We start from the raw sequence: 22,414 nt of genomic DNA on the forward strand, positions 1-22,414 counted from the left end.
TCAATGCAACCTATCCAAACTGATTTGGCACCCGCAGCAATTGGTACATATAGTCAAGCAATTCGTTGCGATAACACGGTCTATTTATCAGGTCAAATTCCGCTCGATCCTAATACTATGCAGCTCTGTAGTGACGAAATTCGTATGCAGATTAATCAAGTGTTTGACAATTTAGCTGCTGTTTGTGAGGCCGCAGGGGGTGGTTTGGCTGACCTGGTGAGAATTACAGTATACCTCACCGATTTAAACCATTTCCCTTTAATTAATGAGGCAATGACGCGTTATTTTACTGAGCCTTATCCCGCTAGAGCTGCGATCGGTGTGTCCGCGCTCCCTCGTGGTGCTCAAATCGAAATCGATGGAATAATGGTGCTAAAATCATCACATCGAGGATAGTCGTGTGAATAATAAACAATACGCCCAAACTGGGCGTTTAATGTTTATTATTGCGTGGTTGATGCTTTTTGTGCTCTTGTTCGTCTTTTTTTACTCTTATAATGAAAGCGAGCAAGGCTCTTATCAAGTTGAGCATGGAACCATTACAATCACACCAGATGCTGAAGGGCATTACCGTATAGACGGCTATATCAATGATTATCCAGTGAAATTCCTGGTGGATACAGGAGCTAGTCTGGTGGCTATTTCACAGAATTTAGCTGCTCAATTAGGATTGCAAGGCCGTTACGTTATCCGGTTACAGACAGCGGGTGGTGAAGTGACAGGCTCCTTAACACGCTTGCAAAAACTAAGTTTTGGCAGGTTTACACTGAATAATATCAAGGCAGTGATTATTGCTGGTGGTAAAGAGGATGAAGTGCTATTAGGGATGAATGTTTTGTCTCAGTTTAACTTATCGCAACAAGATAAGCGTTTAATGATAAAGAAGTGAGTTTAGGTTTGTATGAGTATAGTTTCCCTTCACAATGTCCTCTTAAATTTAGCGGGTAATTGTTTGCTTGATCAAGTGGACTGGCAAATCCAACCTCGTGATCGGGTTGCATTGGTGGGGCGAAATGGAGCGGGAAAGTCCACTTTATTGCGTCTTTTGCAAGGCGAATTGGTCCCGGATAGCGGGCAAATCAATCAGATGAGTGGTTTGCGCATCGCTGGTTTAACCCAAGAAGTACCGTTGGATGCTAATGACGAAACGGTCTATCATTTTCTGGTGAAAAGCTTAGGTGAAGTTGGCGAAGTGTTAAGCCAATTTCAGCAGTTATCAAATTCAAGCGATACATCTGCTTTGGCGCATTGTCAGCAGCAAATGGATCATCTGCATGCTTGGGATTTGTTGCCACGCGTAGAAATGATGGCCAGTCGTTTAGGCGTTGATACCCAAGCTAAAATGAGTAAATTATCGGGTGGGATGAAGCGCCGTGCTCTATTGGCAGCAGCGCTTATTGTCTCTCCTGATCTTTTATTACTTGATGAGCCTACTAACCACTTGGATGTGAATGCCATCGAGTGGTTAGAATCCTATTTAAAAACCTATTCAGGCAGCGTGTTAGTAGTTACTCATGATCGCGAGTTTTTAAGCCAAGTGGCCAATCGCATTGTGGAAATCGATCGAGGGAAACTCTATTCCTACGAATGTGATTATGAGACTTATTTGGATAGACGAGAAGCGATGCGCTTGAGCGAGCAAAAACAGAATGAACTTTTTGATAAGCGCTTAGCTGAGGAAGAAGCTTGGATAAGAACAGGAATTAAAGCACGCCGCACTCGTAACGAAGGCCGAGTTCGTGCACTTAAGGCCATGCGCGAACAATATAAAGCTCGTCGCGAACAATTAGGCAAAATGCAGGGACTGACGTTGGATGTCACGCGCTCAGGAGAGATTGTTCTTGAAGCAAAGCATCTTAATTATCAGATTTCTGGTAAAACATTAATCAATGATTTCTCCCTGCTGCTGACTCGCGGCGATAAAATAGGGATTATTGGTCCCAACGGTTGTGGGAAAACCACATTAATACGCTTGTTGCTAGGCGAGCTAAAGCCGGATTCTGGCACACTCAAACATGGCACCTCGTTGGAGGTCGCCTATTTTGATCAATTGCGCCGGCGCTTAGACGAGCAGCAAACCGTGATGGCTAATGTGGCCGAGGGAGCCGATCATGTCACCATTAACGGTAAACAAAAGCATGTGGCATCCTATCTACGTGAATTTTTATTCCCTCCCGAACGCTTCAATCAAGCCGTTTCAACCCTTTCCGGAGGAGAACGAAATCGTTTGTTATTGGCCAAATTATTCGCCAAACCGGTGAATCTTCTGGTCATGGATGAGCCGACTAATGACTTAGACATAGAAACCCTCGAGCTACTTGAAAACAGGCTCATGGAATACCGCGGAACGCTACTCTTAATTAGCCATGACAGAGCCTTTATTAATCAAGTCGTTACTTCGGTGCTGGTCTATGAAGAGGATGGGAAATTTAATGAATACGTTGGCGGATATGAGGATTACCGCGCGCAGAAAAAACAACAACGCGAACAAGCGGTTTCACCCAAGCCTGCAAAACGAGCCAGCAGTTCCACCAAACTTAGCTTCAATGAGCAACGCGAATTGTCACAATTACCGAAAAAAATTGAAGCGTTAGAGGAGAAAATTTCAGCACTGCAACTTAAAATGGCTGAGCCCGAATTTTATCAACAAGAAGCGCAGATTATTAGCGAATGCAATCGACAGCTCTTGCAGGACGAAGAAGAACTGGCGAAACTCTATGCTCGTTGGGAAGCTTTGGAAGAGAGAGGGTAACTATGGACAGTATGCTCACGGTTGCATTAGTCGTTTTGCTCAGTTCGATTGTGGTGTTTTTTTCGAAAGAATTTGGCGACTTATTTAAAAAAATATTCGCCATTCCCGGCATGAAGCTCTTTTTGCCACTTACCTTAGCGACGGCTTTAGTGGTTAATTATGAATCTTGGGCCTATTATGGCCTTATAAAATTTCAAGATTTTTGGCTAGGGCTAACGGGAATATTAGCCAGTTGGATGCCTTTTCATAAAGGCGCAAGCAGTGTGGCAAAAATTTTAACTCTCATGATCTTATCCTTTCTTCCCGTTATTGCTATTGATTATTGGATAAAGAGGAAGAGAAGCTACCAATCTTATCAATACCCCGGTTTAACAATTACGGTTTTATGGCTAATTTTTGCTGTGCTGTTCACCATTGATTATCGCTATTAAATAAAGTTAGACCTCTAAACATGATCGGTTTATTCCCACTAATGCAACCTTGGGCAAAGGTAGGGTCAGTAAAAGAAGAAATAAAGAATAACCATTTTATTCATGCCACATTCTTGTAGCTTTGGTATACTATACAAATTATACGGACTTTCTTTCATTTCCAGCCTTTTCAACAAAAACACAGGAAACTTAAGGTGGAGTTAAGAAAGAAAGATTAAAATTAGGGTATATAGTTTTCAAAAATCCGGAGCGGTAGTTCAAATGACCAAAAATATAGCCTTTCACGCTGCACTTTCAGATTCTCAACTTGCCAGCAAACCCAATGTAATTGATGCTCTTAATGACCTCCTTGCTGCTGGCGCTGCCGATGTGAACCAATTTAGACAGGCAATATTAAACCGTAGTGCTATTGTTTGGGATGGTTTAGGTGCACCTCCAAATACCTTTAATGGCCGAGGGGAGGCTAATAGAGATAGTTTCTTATTAGCAGATGGTGGAAATGGTTATTCGAGGATACGGGGTGGTGGCCCTGATCCTCTCTATGATTTTGCAGCTTTAACTAAGCTTGCGGCTGAAAAGCGAGTTCTTTTTACACTTAAAGAGGCTACCGAAGCGCAACTTGAGGCTATTTTAGATCCCGATCCCACCAATACCGACAATGAAATCCGCAGAAAACTTTTTGGAGACAATGGCGTCAGTACATTTGGTCAACCGCAGGTAACGCTAGCTGTCGGTTCATGGAATGTTGCAAACGACAATATTATTACGAATCAAGCCATCACTCGGATTAAAGCAGAAGCCGAACGGCAATTATTAATTAAAAAAATTGCAGCACTGGGTGACAATGATAAACCTAAAATTGATGCACTCTTTGCGAGTATCGGTAATCAAGGTTTGTTTACGGCCGCAGTAAGGGATATTTTTGGCCTTCCGGCAGTTGCCCCTGTGCCTCCAACGTCAACAGATAATATAGTTAATGCGATGCAAGTTGGCTCAGTGCTAACTCAAGAGATACAATGGGTTGCGGCTAAAAAAGGGACTGAGCAATTTATTAAGCATATGCCAGACGCTTCTGTCTTGCGTGAAGCGGCTTCGATAGTTAATCCTCCTTTAGGCAATCCAGTTGATTTCCGTACTCACTTCAGAGCAGAGGCTTGTGTACATTATCTAAAGAATGAAGATATTCTACCGATGCAAGGCCAATTCGCAGCACGCTACCTTGCAGCGAAATATGCCAACTTACTCGGCAGAGCTGCCGATTTAGAACGAATTGCTGAGGCGGTAAGCGATGTCTCACTGAAAACTGTCATTCGCGGGAACCCTCCTGGTGGTATCCCTGCGATGCCCGAAGTGGCAGAATTAGGGGCTTCTTTTGACCACGCAATTACTGCTGCTACTTTACCTGCCATTCGCCAAGCTGCCGCAAAGCAAGCGTTAAAATTAAAAATCGCACAATGCAACGATGAAGCGGCGCTTACTGAATTGATTTCTGTAACCAACGATAATGAATTAAAAACTAAATTAGCTACGCTTAATGCCTTAGGCTATACCGGCAAAAATGAATTTCGCGAGGCCCTCACAGGTTCTTCTGCTGCTGATATCGCTGAGATTGTAGCAATGGCGCAAATTCGCAAGAGTTTAGCTATTATCCCCACAGACTCTGCTGCACGAGATAACCATTTAAATAAGCTTAAAGAGCTTATCTTGGATCCCAACTTTTCTGCTAAATATTTAAATACCTTTGCTGTGGGCCAACCGAATGCAGTACAAAATGTTTTAACCAGTTATTTTGCTGACCCAGCAAAACTGAATGCCGCTCGAGAACAGGCTGTGCTCACGTATTTGGAGCATAGAATTGCGCAATTATCAGCACCTGATATCGTAAATTTAGCGGGTGCGGCAGGTAATGCTGGACAGGTAATTAATCTTATTACCCCTTTATTTAGACCGCAACCAGCCGATCTTTCGCAAGATGGGGTAATTACTCCTGTATTAACTCGTTTAATAACCGATGCGAATCGTGGTGTAGGGTTACAAATTCGCAGTTATGCGGCTGCTGAAGCCATCGCTAGAACCGCAAAAGCTACCCTTATTGATTTATCAACTGCAAGCCCTGTAAGCAATCAAAACCATACCCATTTATTAGACAAAATCAATAATCCCAATAGCCCGCACCTTGATCCTTTAATTACTGCAGGCACTTTTCCTGTTAAAGAGAAACAACGCGTTAGAGCAAGTCTAGTTGAAACTTTAGTGCGTAATTTCCCTGCGGACAGAATTCCTCCGCTTCCTGCGGCACCCGCCCCGGATCGTTTAACCGCCCTCGCTAAAGCAGCGGATATCGATAAATTTAAAGATGCCTTAAGAGATATTGGTGTCACTGAGCACGACTGGGTCAATCCAAAAACAATGGAGCAAATCCAGAAAGCCGCTTATGTGCAATTAATCAAACTGGATGGTGAGCAACGGCTACCTTTAGGAAATGAGAACAACAAAATACATCCCAAATTAATTCAATTAATCGACCAACTTCCTCTAGCTCAGCAGCGTGCTTTATTGGAAAACAATAAAGCCGTAGTTTCTTTGAGCCAGGTGATTGATCCTAAGGAAGTGGACCGTATCTTAGGCGCAAGCGACGTCGTTGATGATGCTTTTGTCACCGCATTAATTCAAGAAAATAAGAAATTGGCTAATTTAACGGGGATTCCAAACAAGGAAGTTGCCAAAATATTAGCAAAGATAGAGCCAGCACTTAATTTAAGCCCTCAGCAGATCACGCAAATAAGCAACGGTATTTTGAGTGGCCCTAATTTATTTGATCTGGCGGGAGCGGCTCCTAATATTCCTTATATACAAAGCGTGCGAGCCATTGCTGGTTTTATTGGCCAACGCCAACAGGAAATTTATAATGCGTTTGGGCTGGACAATCCAGGCACTGGATTTGGTGTAGGTCCGAATGACCTAGCGATTCGAACGGCGGTTCGTGATCAGGAAACGCGCAATCAACATGTTTTGGCGCTCTACACTCCCGCATCAGGTGAGAGTAAAGTCATCTATAAAGGCATCGCAGGATTAACTAAATCTGCTCCCCTTAGCCAAGCGGCTGCGACAGCAATTCATAACGCGATAAAAGACTCAAAAACCCACAGTGAATTTATTGGGAAAATTACAAAGCCTGCTTTCGCCGGTCATATAGCTGCCTTTGCGCCGCCGGCTTCCTCCTTAGACAAACAACTGACCCCAAAATTTTTTGCTCAGATGAAGGTGGATGCAAGGAAACAAACACTACTCGATCCCAACACCTATGAAACTGAATTTGAGGAGCAGGAAACCGCGATCGAAAGTCTTAAAAAGTCGTTTGCTAACTTACAATTAAACAGAAATACTTCTCGACTAAAACGTCTGGCTGAAGCAAAACCAATTTATTGGTTTCATCCAGCATTCCAAGGTGCCGCAAAAGAAAATGCGAAAAAGATGGGTTCAGAATTTCGCGAGTTATCCGAAAACTGTGACACGATGATTGCGCATCTTAAAGAGCAAATGGAGCAAATTAAGGATCACTGGCGTAGTTTGCCCTCTGAAACAGACATTAGGCGAAGTGCAGCAGGGGCAGCTGAGAAACAAGAAATTGCAGAAAAAGTATCAGAGAAGCAACAGGAGTTAGTTGATCTCTACCAACAAATGGATAAAGAATTAAAGGAATATGAAAGCCTTCAACTTTTATTTAAAGGTAAACCTGATGCACGTCATCCCCTTCTAAAGCAAGGACTTTTAACTACACTGAAACAAGCCGAAGAAGGTAAAAAAGATATTCGTATCCGAGGATTTCATAGTTATGCTAAAGATTACCCAGTGGATCAAAAAGAAGCTCATTTTGCTGCAACGTGGCAGGGAGAAGGGGTACGGCCAAATGCCCAAAACAACGTGAGTATAACTGCCACTGATTTACCTACAGAGCCTTTTGAAACGGTCGATATGGTGGAACCGGGCAAATTCCGTGAATATACGGTTTATCATGATAAAACCGATCCAGCTGGGCGACCGGTAACTAATAAGTATGCGTATATCAAGGAATGTGGAGTAGGTAATTTAACGGGTAAAGTGGGTGCTGATGGTGCATCGGCTTACGCGGCAGAAGTGAAATTGACAGCAAATAAATTTCCTCCTCCTAGCGAACCTGATGCCTGTGTTCGTGTCGCCATGGAAATGGCAACACATATTTTAGCGACGCGCCATAAAGCGCCTACGGCAGATCACCCGCTTATAATAGATGGCCCCCTTTATCAGATTGAATACGTCTGGACAGCGTTAATGGCAATCGGTAAAAATGATTCAAACCTGCGTTTTGATGAAAAGGCAATCATCATCGACAATGCCCAATTTAGTCCTGATAGCCAATTGGGGATGTTTGGGCGCTGGAAAGGGGATTCGCTTTTTAAAAGGCAATTTGAGACAAATTCAAGCTATACGGGCTTATTAAAAGGGATAAAAGAAGTCGATAAGCTTAAATTTGGCAAGCAAGAACAAAAAGGCATGGAAACTGCAAAAAAAGACACTGCAGAGCTCATGCAGTTTTATAAAAGTAAACAAGGTATACTCACTGGTGTAAAACAAAAAGTGAAAGAGATGGATGACACCATTGAACCTCCACCAGCATCACCTGCTGCTTGAGGTGGGTAAGGAAATTTAAGAACAATGGAGATGAATAATAATAAATTGCCTATCGGCGTCTTTGATTCAGGAATGGGTGGTTTGACGGTGCTTCGGGCATTAAAAACCACACTTGCACAAGAATCATTTATTTACTTGGGTGATACAGCGCGCTTACCCTACGGCACTAAAAGCCCCAATACCATTCAGCAATATGCTATTCAAATGGCGCGCGTTCTAGTTGAAAGGCAGATTAAAGCCTTAGTGATTGCGTGCAATACAGCAACCACAGCGGCCCTACCGCACTTGCAGGCCATGCTTCCCGATATACCCGTGTTAGGTGTTGTCACCCCTGGCGCTTCTGCGGTGATTGCTGCTACTAAAAATCATCGAATTGCGGTGTTGGCCACAGAAACCACTATTGCTTCAAATGCCTATCAGCGCTTAATTACGGCTCATCTACCGCAGGCAACAATTAGTGCCCGTGCTTGTAGTCTTCTAGTGGCTTTAGCAGAAGAAGGCATGGTGGGAAATGCGATTGCTCGGGAGACTTTAAAGCATTACTTATCGGAACTCAGTGGCGAGGACACTCTTCTTTTAGGTTGCACCCATTTCCCTGTGTTTAAACCCCTTTTAGCGACTCTTCTACCAGAGAGTGTCACTATAGTCGACTCCGCCGAAGCCACAGCAAAAGCCTTAAAACAAGCGCTTGAACAGACGAATTTGCTGAATACGGAGCAAGTGCAGGGTAATAGGATAAGCTATTTAGTCACCGATTCCATCAAGCGCTTTCAAGCAGTCGGGGAAATTTTCTTAGGCGAACCACTGCAGATTCATCAGATTGAATTAGTCGATGCGCAGTCACCTTCTTAACCTATTCAACGCTGTCATCCTGAGCAAATAGTTTTTTTGTGGTCCCAAGCAAAGCGAGGGACCTCCGAATTTGGCAGTACCCTGATGAAGAAGATCCTCATTGCGATCAGAACGACGTAGCTGCCTAACACTGGCTCTAACTACTCTGCTAGCTCCTTCTTGCCACCTTGCTTTTTAAGCTCAATCTGCTTACCACGTGCTGACAAATAACGTGCTTCCATTTCAACATCAATGTAACGATCCGTTGTCACGCTAGAACTATGACCCGCATCATCGCGTACATGTTCTCGTGGTCTATTCTTCACATCTTCTGAAATGCCGGTATGTCTTAACCAGTGCACCGTAGCAGCTGCTAAGTTATCAGCCTCTTCCCTTTGGCCTTGTCTCTTTAATTCTTCCGCGGCCAAATCAAAGCAAAGCTGGACTATGCGACGAATAGGCGCTGTATCACTCATGGGTCCTGTGCCTTTAATTTTAGGGAGAAGTGGTGAATTATCCGAAGGAGAGGGAAGTGGCGTTAAGCCTAAAAACGTTCGCCAACGCACAAGACTCGCAAGCATGGCTTCACTGACGGCGATTTGGCGCTCCTTATTCCCTTTACCCACCGTTGTAAACCACCAAAAACCATTGCTGTCTTTCGCAAAGTCATTCATTGTAGGAATCCATCGTTCGCTTGCGGCAAGTTCAGAGATACGGAGATACATGCCAAAAAGCATACTGAGAATAAAACGCGTGCGCTCATGTTTTTCAGGATTCTCTGCAGCTAATTTTTCACTCGCACTAAGAACCGCGTCCCATTGACGCAAACTTAATCGTCTGATAGGCGCATTTTGTTGCCGCTTACGGATAAATTTACTTTTTTGCCGAATTAATGCAACCGGGTTAGAGACAAGGTATTCTTCAGCAATTAAAAAATTAAATAAAGTGCTTAAGATTGCAAAAATTTCCTGTACTGCCCCTTGAGACAAATTAAATTGTTCAATGGATGCGGTGGCTCCCTCTTTTCTGGCAGATTTGCTGATAGTGGCCACAAAGGGGCGCCATGCTTCATTGGGCACACGTCTTCCTTCCTTCTCAATGAAACGGGGCACTTTTTTTAAGCTAATCCAACTTTCTGGTGGGTTTTGGCAAAAGCGAACAAATTGCTCAATATCGTCGCGCTTTAAGGCGGTAAGCGAGCTTTTTTTAATATTCCAGCACCATTGAAGCAGGCGTTCTGTCTCACGTCGATAACTATTAAAAGTGCCCTGACTACCAGCGTAACTTTTAAGAAAATTCAGGCAATGATAAAAATCGTCTTGGAATTCTGCACCCGGCAGAACAACATTTTCTCTATTTTTATGCAAATTATCTAGATTATCAAAAAGGGGTAAAAGAGGTGTTTTCATGAGTAAGACAGCGGATAAGAATACGTTAATGCTAGCTTACAATCTCTCCCTACAGCAATATTTTCTTTACACAAATAATGACGATTTTATGATTCTTTCCTAAAATTATCTAAGTGGGGTTATTGACCTCTAGTAAAGCTCCGAGTATCATTTGCGCTCTGTCCTTGGGGCGGGTTTAAAAACGGGGTGTAGCGCAGTCTGGTAGCGCGCCTGCTTTGGGAGCAGGATGTCGGGAGTTCGAATCTCTCCACCCCGACCAAGATTTGCGCCCGTAGCTCATCTGGATAGAGCATCGGCCTTCTAAGCCGAGGGTAGCAGGTTCGAATCCTGCCGGGCGTGCCAGCCTTAGAGCAGATTCTCCTCCTAGTTAAGGGCAAATTGTAAAATGGTGGGCGTAGCTCAGTTGGTAGAGCCCCGGGTTGTGATCCCGGTTGTCGTGGGTTCAAGTCCCATCGCTCACCCCAGATCCCTTTTAACCTGACTGTTTGTGCTTAAGATTCATTCTGAGTCTTTACAAGATAGGCTTACTGTTCGATAATTCCACCCTGTTTTGCGAAAGTGGCGGAACTGGTAGACGCGCTGGATTTAGGTTCCAGTGGGGTAACCCGTGAGAGTTCGAGTCTCTCCTTTCGCACCATTTATGACAATATCCGAGAGGTGACTAGATGCAAGTTTCTGTTGAGACCTTGAAAGGTTTGGAGCGTAAAGTAACGGTTTCAGTGCCCACCGAAAAAATAGAGGAAGAAGTGAGCCTTCGTCTCCGCAATCTTGCTCGCAAAGTAAAAGTAGACGGTTTTCGTCCTGGCAAAGTTCCCATGCATGTCGTAAAGAGCCGGTTCTCTAACAGTGTTCGCGAAGAAGTTGCCCGTGAAATGGTGCAATCCACTTTATTTGAAGCATTGCAAAAGAACGAGTTAGTGCCTGCAGGTATGCCCACGGTTGAGCCAGAAAAAATTGAGTCAGGTAAAGATTTCAAATACACGGCCTTTTTTGAAGTATTCCCAGAAGTGGCTATTACCGAATTAAACCAAGATGAAATCGAAGTAATCCGTGCGAAAGTTAAGGATAGTGATGTAACTGCTATGCTGGACAAATTGCGTGAGCAAAACAAAGAGTGGCATGAAGTTTCACGCGCTGCTGCGAAAGACGATAAGGTTATTATCGATTTCGAAGGATTCATAAACGATAAACCCTTTGAAGGGGGTAAGGCCGAAGGATACGAGGTGATTATCGGTTCAGGTTCAATGATTCCAGGGTTTGAAGAGGGATTAATTGGTGGTAAGAAAGGGAAGTCATTCGATATTAAAGTTACCTTTCCTGAAAACTATAGCCATCAAGCATTAGCGGGCCAAGAAGCTACATTTAAAATCACTCTACACCAAGTGATGGAAGGAAAGTTACCACCTTTAGATGATGCTTTCGCTGAAAAATTTAATATTACCGAAGGCGGCGTAGAAGCCCTGAAAAAGGACATTAAAGAAAACATGGTGCGTGAGCTTGAACGTCGCGTTAACGCAATGAATCGTGAACGCGTTTTCGATAAATTACTGGCTATCAATCCATTTGAATTGCCAAATGCCTTGATTGACAAGGAAATTGAGCATCTCAAACATGACATGTACCACCGTCTCTTTGGTCATGAACATTCTGACAATGAGAAGATCCCAGACTTTCCTCGTGCATTATTTGAGGAACAAGCAAAACGAAGAGTGCATTTAGGTTTGCTCTTTTCTGAATATGTCAAGAAACATGAACTAGTCGCGGATAAGGAACGAGTCGATGCCATGATTGAAAAATTGGCAAGTGCCTACGAAGATCCTGATGAGCTTCGCCGATGGTATCAAGGGAGCAAAGAACGCTTGGCAGAAATTGAGGCGTTAGTAATGGAAGAAGTTGTTGCTGAAAAAATCAGTGAAAATGCTAAGCTTATCGAGAAAACGATGAATTATGATGCAGTAATGAATCCCACTAAGGAAAGTGAAACCGAAGGAGAATAAATAGATGGGTTATTCAGAAAATGTGATTAGGAATGCCAGCGGTTTGGTGCCAATGGTTGTCGAGCAGACCTCAAGAGGCGAGCGTTCCTATGATATTTATTCAAGGCTTTTAAAAGAAAGAATTATCTTTCTTTTGGGCGAAGTTGAAGATCATATGGCGAATTTGGTTGTCGCTCAACTTCTGTTCTTAGAATCAGAAAATCCTGAAAAGGATATTGCATTGTATATTAATTCACCGGGTGGTGTCGTGACAGCGGGACTGGCAATCTATGACACAATGCAATTTATTAAACCGGATGTAAGTACTCTGTGCATAGGTCAGGCTGCGAGTGCTGCAGCACTTTTGCTTTGCGCCGGTGCTGAAGGCAAGCGATTTTGCTTGCCGAATTCTCGGGTCATGATTCATCAGCCTTTAGGTGGTTATAGAGGACAGGCTTCTGATATTGAAATCCACGCCCGTGAAACGTTAGCGGTGCGTGAACGTTTAAATAGTATTATGGCTAAGCATACTCAAAAAACGCCTGACCAAATCTTGCGAGATACCGACCGTGATAATTTTATGAGTGCCACCCAAGCCTGCGAATATGGTTTAATCGATAAGGTTCTTTACGATCGCGAAGCCATGACTAAATCCGAGTAATAGGATTGCCAATCTGTTATAATTAATGACAGGTTGGCAATTTTGCTGGCTTTATTATTTCAATTGTCTAAAATTTTACTAGAGTATTTAGTTTAGCTAGTTAGCAAGTAATAATTCGCAGGGAAGGGAGACTCGTTATGTAATACTCCGATCTTATGCTGAAATTGCGAAATGCAATGAGAAAGGTTGGCTAATAAGATGTTTCCTGTACAGAGTGAGTTGTTACTAGCAGTAAAGAAGGGGTTTGTAGATGAGTAGAACCGGTAACGGCGATGGCGACAAAGTCTTGTATTGTTCATTTTGTGGAAAAAGTCAGCATGAAGTAAAAAAATTGATTGCTGGTCCTTCTGTTTTTGTTTGTGATGAGTGCGTCGAATTATGTAACGACATCATCCGTGAAGAGACTCAAGATACTCCAGAAGAGACTGAAACTCGCCTGCCTACACCCAAAGAAATTTCCAACTTTCTTGATGAGTATGTCATCGGCCAACCGCATGCCAAGAAAGTACTATCTGTTGCTGTTTACAATCATTATAAACGATTACAGCATAAAACAGAGGATGGGATTGAGTTAGGCAAGAGCAACATTCTGCTCATCGGTCCTACAGGAAGTGGTAAAACGCTGCTTGCACAAACACTCGCTCGATTGCTAAACGTACCTTTTACCATGGCAGATGCAACGACATTAACCGAAGCAGGTTATGTGGGTGAGGATGTAGAAAACATTATCCAGAAACTGCTTCAAAAATGCGATTACGACGTGGATAAAGCGCAACAAGGTATTGTGTATATCGACGAAATCGATAAGATTTCACGTAAATCTGACAATCCCTCGATTACCCGTGATGTTTCAGGGGAGGGCGTACAACAAGCGCTACTAAAATTAATTGAAGGAACGATTGCTTCTGTACCGCCCCAAGGGGGACGTAAACATCCACAGCAAGAATTTTTACAAGTGGACACCTCCAATATTCTATTTATTTGCGGAGGCGCTTTTGCTGGACTCGATAAGATCATTCGCGAGCGCAGTGATAAATCAGGTATCGGTTTTTCTGCACAACTGAAAAATCAGAAAAATCCCAAGGATATCGAAAAAATCCTTGAGCAACTTGAGTCTGAGGATTTGGTTAAATACGGGCTAATTCCAGAGTTCGTGGGAAGATTACCCGTAGTAACTACCCTGCATGAACTCAGTGAAGAAGCGCTAGTCGATATTCTGACCTGTCCTAAAAATGCACTCACTAAGCAATTCCATGCGCTATTTAAAATGGAAAACGTTGAGCTTGAATTCCGTGAAGAAGCATTGCGCATGATCGCTAAGAAAGCACTCGAACGAAAAATAGGTGCTCGAGGATTGCGTGCCATCCTTGAAAATATACTTTTAGACACCATGTATGAGTTACCTTCGCTTGAAGGGGTTAGAAAAGTGGTGATTGACGAAAACGTCATTAATAACACCAGTAAACCCATCCTTATCTATGAAGGTGAGGAAAGCAAACAAACTGCTGCAGGTGGAAGGGAATAGTAGTAGGACTTGTTTACTTTCTACTATCTTAGCCAAACATGGCAAAATGTAAACAGATTCTTGAAGTCGCGTGGCAGGCACCTGTAGCCTGGATGGAGCGCAGCGTAACCCGGGAATCCGTGGTATAAAATCCCGGGTTATGCTGTGCCACCCAGGCTACAGCCAGATAATTGTAAGATGTGCCAAATATGTGCTGTTTCTCATAGATTATCGTTTTGAATAAGGGCTCATTATGTCTAGCGAAAGCGAAAATGAAATCATGCCGTCTGAAAAGGAAGTAATGTCACCTTTACCCGTCTTACCTCTTCGGGATGTTGTCGTTTACCCGCATATGGTCATCCCTTTGTTTGTGGGCCGGGAAAAATCCATTAAAGCGCTCGAAGCGTCAATGGTAGATAATAAACAAATTTTTTTAGTTGCACAGCGAAAATCCTCCAATGATGATCCTGGAGTTAATGACGTTTATACAGTAGGAACGGTTTCCAGCGTTTTGCAGCTATTAAAGCTTCCCGACGGTACTGTGAAAGTGCTCGTGGAGGGGGAGCAGCGTGCCCGAGTTAGCTCATATACACTCGAGCAGGGTTTTCTCGAGGCAAACCTGGAACCCATTGAAGAGACAAACGAAGCATTAAAAGAGCAGGAAATCGAAATTTTAATGCGTTCATTGATGTCACAATTTGAGCAGTATATTAAACTGAACAAAAAAATTCCTCCCGAAGTATTAAGCTCTTTAGCTAGCATTGAAGAGCCGGGCCGGTTGGCAGACACCATTGCTGCACACTTAAGCTTGAAAGTAGATGATAAGCAAGAGTTGCTCGAGACTATCGATATCGGCACACGTTTAGAGCGACTAATGGCTGCTATAGAAGGTGAAATCGATCTGCTCCATGTGGAAAAAAGAGTGCGTGGTCGGGTTAAACGCCAGATGGAAAAAAGCCAAAGAGAATACTATCTCAATGAGCAAATCAAAGCGATTCAAAAAGAATTGGGTGAGCTGGGTGAAGAAGGCAATGAAATAGAGCAATTGGAAGCCTCTATTAAAAAAGCAGGTATGCCGAAGGAAGCCAAAGAAAAATCTTTATCTGAATTGCAAAAATTAAAGCTCATGTCGCCAATGTCGGCTGAAGCTACCGTAATCCGCAATTATTTGGATTGGATGCTTAGTGTACCTTGGAAGAGAAAAAATAAAATTCAGTTTGATTTACGCCGAGCTGAAAAGTTATTGGATAAAGAGCACTATGGGCTTGAAAAGGTTAAAGAGCGCATCATTGAATACCTTGCTGTACAACAGCGGGTCAAACGCTTAAAAGGCCCCATTTTATGTTTAGTAGGGCCTCCGGGAGTGGGTAAAACCTCTTTAGGGCAATCGATTGCTAATGCGACCGGAAGGACTTTTATCCGTATTGCACTGGGTGGTGTGAGAGATGAAGCAGAGATTCGCGGTCACCGACGCACCTATATTGGTTCTATGCCCGGTAAAATTATCCAAAAATTGTGCAAGGCGGGGGTAAAAAACCCCCTCATTATGCTCGACGAAGTCGATAAAATGGCGATGGATTTCCGCGGGGATCCCGCTTCGGCTTTACTTGAGGTGCTGGATCCAGAGCAAAACCACACCTTTAATGACCATTACCTTGAGGTCGATTATGACTTAAGTGATGTCATGTTTATTGCGACGGCTAATTCCTTAGAAATCCCCGCACCATTGCTTGATCGTATGGAGGTAATTCGCTTAGCGGGTTACACTGAAGATGAAAAAATAAACATTGCGACAAGCTATCTAGTCCCCAAACAGCTTGTTCTGAATGGACTTAAACCAGAAGAAATAAGTATTGGTGAGAGCGCAATTCGCGAGATTGTTCGCCATTACACTCGCGAAGCCGGCGTACGTAATTTAGAGCGTGATATCGCCAGTATTTGCCGTAAAGTGGTGAAGGAGATTTTAACAGGTAAACGAGTAAGAAAAGTCTCTGTGTCACGTACTAACATCGAAAAATACTTGGGTGTGAAGAAATTCCGTTATGGCCTTGCCGAAGAGTTTGATCAGGTAGGTCAAGTGACTGGTCTCGCTTGGACGAGTGTAGGAGGCGAGTTGCTCACTATTGAAGCATCTATGATGCCAGGTAAGGGCAAAACAACGCACACTGGGCAGTTAGGCGAAGTGATGCAAGAATCTATTCAGGCAGCAATGACTGTGGTTAGAAGCCGTGCCAAGACATTTGGTCTATCCGATGATTTTTATGATAAAAATGATTTTCATGTTCACGTTCCAGAAGGGGCTACTCCTAAAGATGGTCCCAGCGCGGGCATTGGCATGTGTACTGCTCTTGTTTCAGTAGTGACCCAAATACCTGTGCGCGCGGATGTGGCTATGACAGGCGAAATTACGTTGCGTGGTCAGGTTCTGCCGATTGGGGGTTTGAAAGAAAAACTTCTTGCTGCGCATCGCGGTGGCATAAAACACGTTATCATTCCTGAGGAAAATCGGAAAGATCTAGAAGAAATTCCAGATAATGTCTTAAGGAAACTGGCTATTCATCCAGTAAAAACAGTGGAAGAGGTTTTAGAACTGGCTTTGCAACGAAGTCCTATCGTGAAATCCACTGAATCATCTCCCTCTGAGGTTATTTCCAGCGAAACTTCTAAAAAAAGTAAAAATAAAGATTTACACGCCCATTAATACCGGGTATATTTCACACCGTTGCCCGCTACTGGCGGGCGATGCAAGGATGTGACTGCTTGACTGAGGTAGATGATTTTGTTCTAATCAAACCTCGGATAAGGAAGAATAACTGATAGGGGAAAAGATGAATAAGAGTGAATTGATTGAAGCAATTGCAAGTGGCTCAGGTGTAACAAAAGCAGACGCTAGTCGAGTTCTCGAAACTTTCATGATGACCGTCACTGACGCCCTCAAAAGAGGCGATCAGGTTGTTTTGCCAGGCTTCGGCTCTTTCTCCACTGGCAATCGCTCTGCGCGCACTGGCAGAAATCCACAAACTGGAGCGACGATTGAGATTAAAGCGTCAAGAGTTGCTAAATTTAAAGCTGGTAAATCTTTAAAAGAAGCTGTACAAGAAGGCTAAGTTTTTTGGGTGCTTAGCTCAGCTGGGAGAGCATCGCCCTTACAAGGCGAGGGTCGCAGGTTCGATCCCTGCAGCACCCACCAAGAATAGGAGTGGTAGTTCAGCAGGTTAGAATACCGGCCTGTCACGCCGGGGGTCGCGGGTTCGAGTCCCGTCCACTCCGCCAGATTAACGCGCCGAAGGGCGCGTTTTTTTTATCAGCTGTGTTAAATGTAATCGATCAAGTCCCCTATGTTTTCGCCCAAATTGCACCGTTCGGCGGTAGGAGGCTAATGATCATTACGAAAATTTGCGAATTGACCAATATGGAACTTCGAACATGTTGCAGAAGCTGAACGAACGCATACAGGGTATTATAGCCTGGGTAGTTATTATTCTAATTGCTATCACCTTTACCCTATTCGGAGTAGACTATTACATGCAAGGTCACCAAGCATCGGACGTTGAAGTCGATGTGAATGGACATGCGATTAGCAAACAAGCTTTTGATATGAGTTATCGTCGAATTCGCCAGCAACGTGATCCTTCACAAATGACTGCTGCCAGCGAATCGGCTCTTAAGAAGCAAGTGCTTACCGCCATGATTACCAATGAAGTAAGCGTGCAAGCAGCGAAAAAAGCGGGCTTTGCAGTCGGCAACCAGCAAGCAGATGCTGCCATTCTCAGTATTCCCCAATTTCAACAAGATGGTCACTTTTCACCGGAGCGGTATCAGCAAGCATTGAGCGGCGCTATGTTTACCCCCGAATCCTTTCGAAATGAAGTAAAACAAGGCATGCTATTGAATCAACAACGCTTCGCATTCATCGGCACTGCTTTTGCCTTACCTAATGAAATCAAGCGGTTCGTAAAACTTTATATGCAAACGAGGGACTATGAGTATTTAGAAATTCCTGCTTCTTTATTTATTAAAAATAATTCGATTTCGGATGCTGCAATCAATAATTATTATCAGCACCATCAGAAAGCATTTTTATCCCCTGAGACAGTCAGCATCGATTACGTCCGTCTCTCAACGCAACAAATAAAAGATAAGATTCAAATTACTCCTGAAGAGATAAATGCTTATTACGAAGAAAATAAGACTAATTTCCTTACCCCGGCGCAATGGCAAGTAGCGCACATTCTTTTCGCAGTTCCAGAAGACGCGTCTGATGAGGCTCAAAATCAAATAAAACAAAAAGCGGATGAAGCCTATCAAGTCTTGCAACGCAATCCGGAACAATTTAACGAGTATGTAAAAACTAAATCGGATGACAAATTATCCATTGCGAATAATGGGTTGCTTCCGTGGTTGGTTGCAGGTCAATCCGGTTTTGATAAGTCATTGGCGAATTTAACTCAACCTGGGCAGATTTCTTCCCCAGTACAATCACCGCACGGGTATGAGATTTTTAAGCTTATTGCTTATAAGCCGGCGACCATAAAACCCTTAACCGAAGTAGAGTCTAGTATTAAAGAGCAATTGCTCGTTGATCGTGCTCAAACGCAATATGCTCAAGCTTTAGAGCAGCTGAGTGATTTAAGTTACCAAAGTCCAGATTCATTAACCCCTGTCGCAGACGCTTTAAAATTACCCATAGAACATACGGAACCCTTTTCACGTCAAGGTGGAAGTAGCGAGTTAACTAAAAATAAGCAAGTTGTGAATGCGGCCTTTAGTCACGATGTACTGAATCTTGGCAATAACAGTGATCCTATACAAGTGGATAATGACAGTGTGGTTGTTTTACGAGTAAACCAGCACTTTCCTGCAGCAGAAAAGCCATTGGTTGAAGTCAAAGACTCTATCGCTAAGAAACTTGCGCTAATGAACGCTGAGCAGCAAGCGAAACAATTGGGTACAGAGTTACTGTCGGACAAAGAAGATGAAAGCCAGCAAGTTAAATTGATGCAGACGAATCAATTGCAATGGCGTGCAGTAGAAAAGGCCACCCGAGATACTGATAAAGCAGATCCGGCAATCAATGATTTAGCGTTTAGTCTACCAAAGATTAATAGCCGTGATGGCCGTGGTTTAAATAATGGCAATTACGTGATTGTGCGTTTAAAGCAAATCAATGATGGCCAATTAGAGTCGTTGGATAAAGAGCAGCAGGCAAGTATAGCTCAGCAAATTGAAGCGAGCTATGGGGTAATGGATTATGATTTGTACATCAACAATCTGATTCAAACTGCTAAAATAGAAAAACCTAAGTAGTAGGGGGAAAAATGCCAGGTAAACTAACAAACAATATGCTTGCTCAGCTGCAAATGGGCTTAGTGAGAGATTATCAGGATTTAAAGGCGGAAAGAAAGACATACGAACAAATTTGTATTGAGTTGCGTAATCGAATTGAATACGATTTATTCTTTAATAACAGCAGTTCCATATACAGGCTTGAGCCTCTAGAAACACAGAAGGTTTATACCGTTCTAAATACATTTTTAAATGCTGCACAACCTGATACTTTAGATGAAGAGAGTTATAGACCCCCGTTAGCTTATCAGCCAATCATAAAAGTCGAGGTTTTTGAAAATTACTTGCCGCGCCATCATTCCTGTTATTGCCCAACAGATAGCCTGCTTTTTGATTGGTTATTGATTGACGCCTTTTTCGCCCATCACCATCATGGCTCATATGTGAGTCCAAGCATAGGCTATTCAGGTTCTCACAACCATGGTTATTCAAGCAGTGGTGGAGGCAATGATGAAAAGAAAGCTGAGCTTTGGGCGGTACTTGCTTTAATTGCTCTGATTTTGATAGGAGTTGTGCTGACAACCCTTGCATTAGTTTACCTTTTTAGAACGTTTGCTGATAGTATGGAGCGTTTATGGCATAACGAGGGAATACGTCAAGCACTGGTTTCCATGTTGAGTGTAGCTGCATTTGCTACAGCGTCAGGCGTATTGTCCTATTTATACCTCACTGCACCACTTACTGCTCTTTTTTTTGCAGCTGGTATTACCAACCCTATCGGTCTACTTGTTGTAAGTATTATTTGCTTATCACTGATTGGGGCTGCGCTGGGAACTGCACTTATCAACTTTGCACAGACGAAAGCAATTCAACACTATAATCCCCATGCCCTCGATCCTCGAGATGCACATCGTTACACCATTGATGAAGAAGCCATAACAGAGGCTGGGCTTGATCCGATTAAAATAACAAGTGCTATCGCAACCCTTCGCCTACAACTTGGTAAAGACGGTGCAAACAATTGGTGGTTTTACCGTGATAGAAAGGATCAAGAAATCGTTGAGACAATTAGAAAATTGCGTCGTGGCGAACTCCGTTCGCTGGATATAAAGATTGATAATAACAATACACTTCACTTCGATTTTCGTCCTTTCCAAGCGCCACCCGTTGTGTATGTTCATTCATATAATCCTATGCCATCAGCGCCTTATGGTGCTACCATGGCTGATCAGCCGCCAAGTTATTACCCGCCGCACAACATTGATCCTTATTCGCACTCGCATACAGGCAATGTTCCGATGGGTTCACCCTACGGGGGACAGCCTCCTCAATATCCTTATGGGGGACAGCCTCCTCAATACCCTTATGGGGGACAGCCTTCTCAACACCCATATCCAGAGCAACCGGCTCAATATCAAGACCCCTCTCATCCTTATTATGGGCCTGGATATCAATAAAGCAGAGGCGGGTCATTTGACCCGCCGCTTTTATTGAGGTTGGAAATTATTGTTATCTGAAATGTCTGGGTGAGTTGTTCTGCTTTCCTGAAGCTTGATCGATTTCTCTTGACTGGAATTAAAGAAATCAAATTTTTTCTTAAGCGTTTCCGGGCTCATGATCGGTCTGTAGGTGATCTTTAAGTGGATATGTGGATACTGTTCCAATTCTTGTTGAATGATGTGTAATTCTTCCTCAGTAAAACCGTTAAGAATGGTTATTTTCTTTAAAGTCTTTTCATTGTTTTTAATCAACGATAGGAGATTCGCTAAATTTTCTTGAGATGGAATGAAGTCATGAATCACGATGCTTTCAAGCTTGGGAAATTTCATTGCTTTCAACATGCTACACGCGGCAGCAAATTCTTCTTTTTTTTCCGGAGGAGGAGGGAATGAGTGCGAAGGGAGAGCATCCACTATGCTTAAATATTTTATTTCACTAAAGAATGAATAATCGAAAGGACTATTAGACGCTGCTGTTGTTCCCATTTTTTTCCATTTTTCAACCATTTGCTTTAAAGTGGGTGAATTTTCCTCCCAATTTGTATTAAGGCTTAACTCTACGGAATCCTTAGACAGAAAAGGAAGGATTAACTCAAATTCTTTATCTGAAACAGAGGTGTTTACTTTTTTTTTGGCTTGTTCTTCCCGTAAGAGGCTAAGCTTTTTCTCTTTTTCATCGTCGTATAAAGAGGCAGTTGATTCTTGATTAGTAGAAAGTTTAGGCATTTTCTTAAAAGAGCGGGTGAAATGAAGTCCATTTGCTGAGTGATTATTGTTTAACGGATTATTTTGCAGTTGCCTCTGTTGACGTTCCTGTATTTTTGGTTCGGAGTCTTTTGAAGAAATGGCTAGCTTTGGATTATCCTCTTCCTTTATTTTCATTTGCTCAGGTGTACTCATAAATGCTCCTCAACGATAGTTGTTTGTATTGGATACTCAGATTGAAACATAATTCTACAAATCTGTGGTACATCAAAATATCATGAAGCTAGCAATTAAAATAGTTCTCTCAGCAAACAAATTTTATAAAAATTAGACCATATAAAGTTTTGATAAGTAAGAATGAGTGTTACCGTTGGGTAGAAGAATAAGCGTAGTCGTGACTCAGTTACTAATTTTTGAGTATCCGTGTTAAGAGCGTCCAGACCCAAGATAAGCCTCTAATAGTAATATACCCGTGATCCTTCAAAACGCTATTTTTGGTCTATTGCTTTTTCCGCCCGGGATTATTTTAAAACCTCGCAATAGGGCTTGCTATTACTCGTTTTTAAAATAATCCCAGCCAAAAAAACCAAGTTGCCCAAAAATAGCGTTTTGAAGGATCACGGGTATTTATAAAATCAAAAAATCTACTTTCCGCGCTTTATTGGAAAAAGACTTCTATTCTGATCGGA

General features: G+C 42.9%; 15 protein-coding genes and 6 tRNA genes. 19 read left to right on the forward strand and 2 right to left on the reverse strand.

Annotated features, from left to right (window positions below; all coding sequences use genetic code 11):
* Window positions 1–3: 3 nt before the first annotated feature.
* From B5D33_RS02770 to murI, 6 genes are all read left to right on the forward strand, one after another.
* On the forward strand, window positions 4–396 hold the full coding sequence (locus tag B5D33_RS02770; RefSeq protein WP_058453273.1) for a RidA family protein: 393 nt from the start codon (window positions 4–6) through the stop codon (window positions 394–396).
* Window positions 397–400: 4 nt separating this feature from the next.
* Entirely contained in the window at window positions 401–889 is a 489-nt protein-coding gene (locus tag B5D33_RS02775; protein ID WP_058453274.1) for a retropepsin-like aspartic protease family protein, read from the forward strand.
* Between the two features lie 12 nt (window positions 890–901).
* The gene (locus B5D33_RS02780) at window positions 902–2,752 is read left to right on the forward strand and encodes an ATP-binding cassette domain-containing protein (protein WP_058453275.1); all 1,851 of its coding nucleotides are present in this window, start codon (window positions 902–904) and stop codon (window positions 2,750–2,752) included.
* Between the two features lie 2 nt (window positions 2,753–2,754).
* Complete coding sequence (locus tag B5D33_RS02785; protein ID WP_058453276.1) at window positions 2,755–3,183, forward strand: hypothetical protein; 429 nt, start codon at window positions 2,755–2,757, stop codon at window positions 3,181–3,183.
* 261 nt (window positions 3,184–3,444) lie between these two features.
* Window positions 3,445–7,854 (forward strand): hypothetical protein, encoded by a 4,410-nt coding sequence (locus B5D33_RS02790; RefSeq protein ID WP_058453277.1) that lies wholly within the window; start codon window positions 3,445–3,447, stop codon window positions 7,852–7,854.
* A 30-nt stretch (window positions 7,855–7,884) separates the two neighbouring features.
* The gene (murI, locus tag B5D33_RS02795; protein ID WP_058453459.1) at window positions 7,885–8,706 is read left to right on the forward strand and encodes a glutamate racemase; all 822 of its coding nucleotides are present in this window, start codon (window positions 7,885–7,887) and stop codon (window positions 8,704–8,706) included.
* 140 nt (window positions 8,707–8,846) lie between these two features.
* Here the strand turns inward: murI and B5D33_RS02800 are convergent, their stop codons facing one another.
* Window positions 8,847–10,094: a tyrosine-type recombinase/integrase gene (locus B5D33_RS02800; protein ID WP_058453278.1), complete on the reverse strand. Its 1,248-nt coding sequence runs from the start codon at window positions 10,092–10,094 to the stop codon at window positions 8,847–8,849.
* A gap of 182 nt (window positions 10,095–10,276) precedes the next feature.
* Between B5D33_RS02800 and B5D33_RS02805 the strand changes: the two genes are divergently transcribed.
* The 13 genes from B5D33_RS02805 (at window position 10,277) to B5D33_RS02865 (ending at window position 20,978) form a co-directional block, all read left to right on the forward strand.
* Window positions 10,277–10,353 (forward strand) — tRNA-Pro (locus B5D33_RS02805).
* A gap of 6 nt (window positions 10,354–10,359) precedes the next feature.
* Window positions 10,360–10,436: transfer RNA gene (locus B5D33_RS02810), tRNA-Arg, on the forward strand.
* 46 nt (window positions 10,437–10,482) lie between these two features.
* Window positions 10,483–10,558: transfer RNA gene (locus tag B5D33_RS02815), tRNA-His, on the forward strand.
* 88 nt (window positions 10,559–10,646) lie between these two features.
* Window positions 10,647–10,731, forward strand: a tRNA-Leu gene (locus B5D33_RS02820).
* 28 nt (window positions 10,732–10,759) lie between these two features.
* A complete protein-coding gene (gene tig, locus B5D33_RS02825) occupies window positions 10,760–12,091 on the forward strand; it encodes a trigger factor (protein ID WP_058453279.1) in 1,332 nt (443 codons plus the stop codon).
* A 4-nt stretch (window positions 12,092–12,095) separates the two neighbouring features.
* Window positions 12,096–12,731, forward strand: a complete 636-nt coding sequence (clpP, locus tag B5D33_RS02830; RefSeq protein ID WP_058453280.1) for an ATP-dependent Clp endopeptidase proteolytic subunit ClpP — start codon at window positions 12,096–12,098, stop codon at window positions 12,729–12,731.
* Window positions 12,732–12,981: 250 nt separating this feature from the next.
* Window positions 12,982–14,256, forward strand: coding sequence for an ATP-dependent Clp protease ATP-binding subunit ClpX (gene clpX, locus B5D33_RS02835; protein WP_058453281.1), 1,275 nt, complete (start codon window positions 12,982–12,984; stop codon window positions 14,254–14,256).
* Between the two features lie 232 nt (window positions 14,257–14,488).
* On the forward strand, window positions 14,489–16,936 hold the full coding sequence (gene lon, locus B5D33_RS02840; RefSeq protein WP_058453282.1) for an endopeptidase La: 2,448 nt from the start codon (window positions 14,489–14,491) through the stop codon (window positions 16,934–16,936).
* 127 nt (window positions 16,937–17,063) lie between these two features.
* A complete protein-coding gene (locus B5D33_RS02845; protein WP_045100047.1) occupies window positions 17,064–17,342 on the forward strand; it encodes an HU family DNA-binding protein in 279 nt (92 codons plus the stop codon).
* 7 nt (window positions 17,343–17,349) lie between these two features.
* A tRNA-Val gene (locus B5D33_RS02850) sits at window positions 17,350–17,425 on the forward strand.
* A 6-nt stretch (window positions 17,426–17,431) separates the two neighbouring features.
* Window positions 17,432–17,508: transfer RNA gene (locus B5D33_RS02855), tRNA-Asp, on the forward strand.
* A 153-nt stretch (window positions 17,509–17,661) separates the two neighbouring features.
* Window positions 17,662–19,542 carry a SurA N-terminal domain-containing protein gene (locus tag B5D33_RS02860; RefSeq protein WP_058453283.1) on the forward strand — a complete coding sequence of 627 codons (1,881 nt, stop codon included), beginning with the start codon at window positions 17,662–17,664 and terminating at the stop codon, window positions 19,540–19,542.
* 11 nt (window positions 19,543–19,553) lie between these two features.
* Window positions 19,554–20,978, forward strand: coding sequence for a hypothetical protein (locus B5D33_RS02865; RefSeq protein ID WP_058453284.1), 1,425 nt, complete (start codon window positions 19,554–19,556; stop codon window positions 20,976–20,978).
* A 30-nt stretch (window positions 20,979–21,008) separates the two neighbouring features.
* Here B5D33_RS02865 and B5D33_RS02870 read toward each other — a convergent pair whose 3' ends face one another.
* On the reverse strand, window positions 21,009–21,920 hold the full coding sequence (locus B5D33_RS02870; RefSeq protein WP_058453285.1) for a hypothetical protein: 912 nt from the start codon (window positions 21,918–21,920) through the stop codon (window positions 21,009–21,011).
* Window positions 21,921–22,414 lie beyond the last annotated feature (494 nt).

Source organism: Legionella maceachernii (genome assembly GCF_900167045.1).
Lineage (GTDB): Bacteria > Pseudomonadota > Gammaproteobacteria > Legionellales > Legionellaceae > Tatlockia > Tatlockia maceachernii.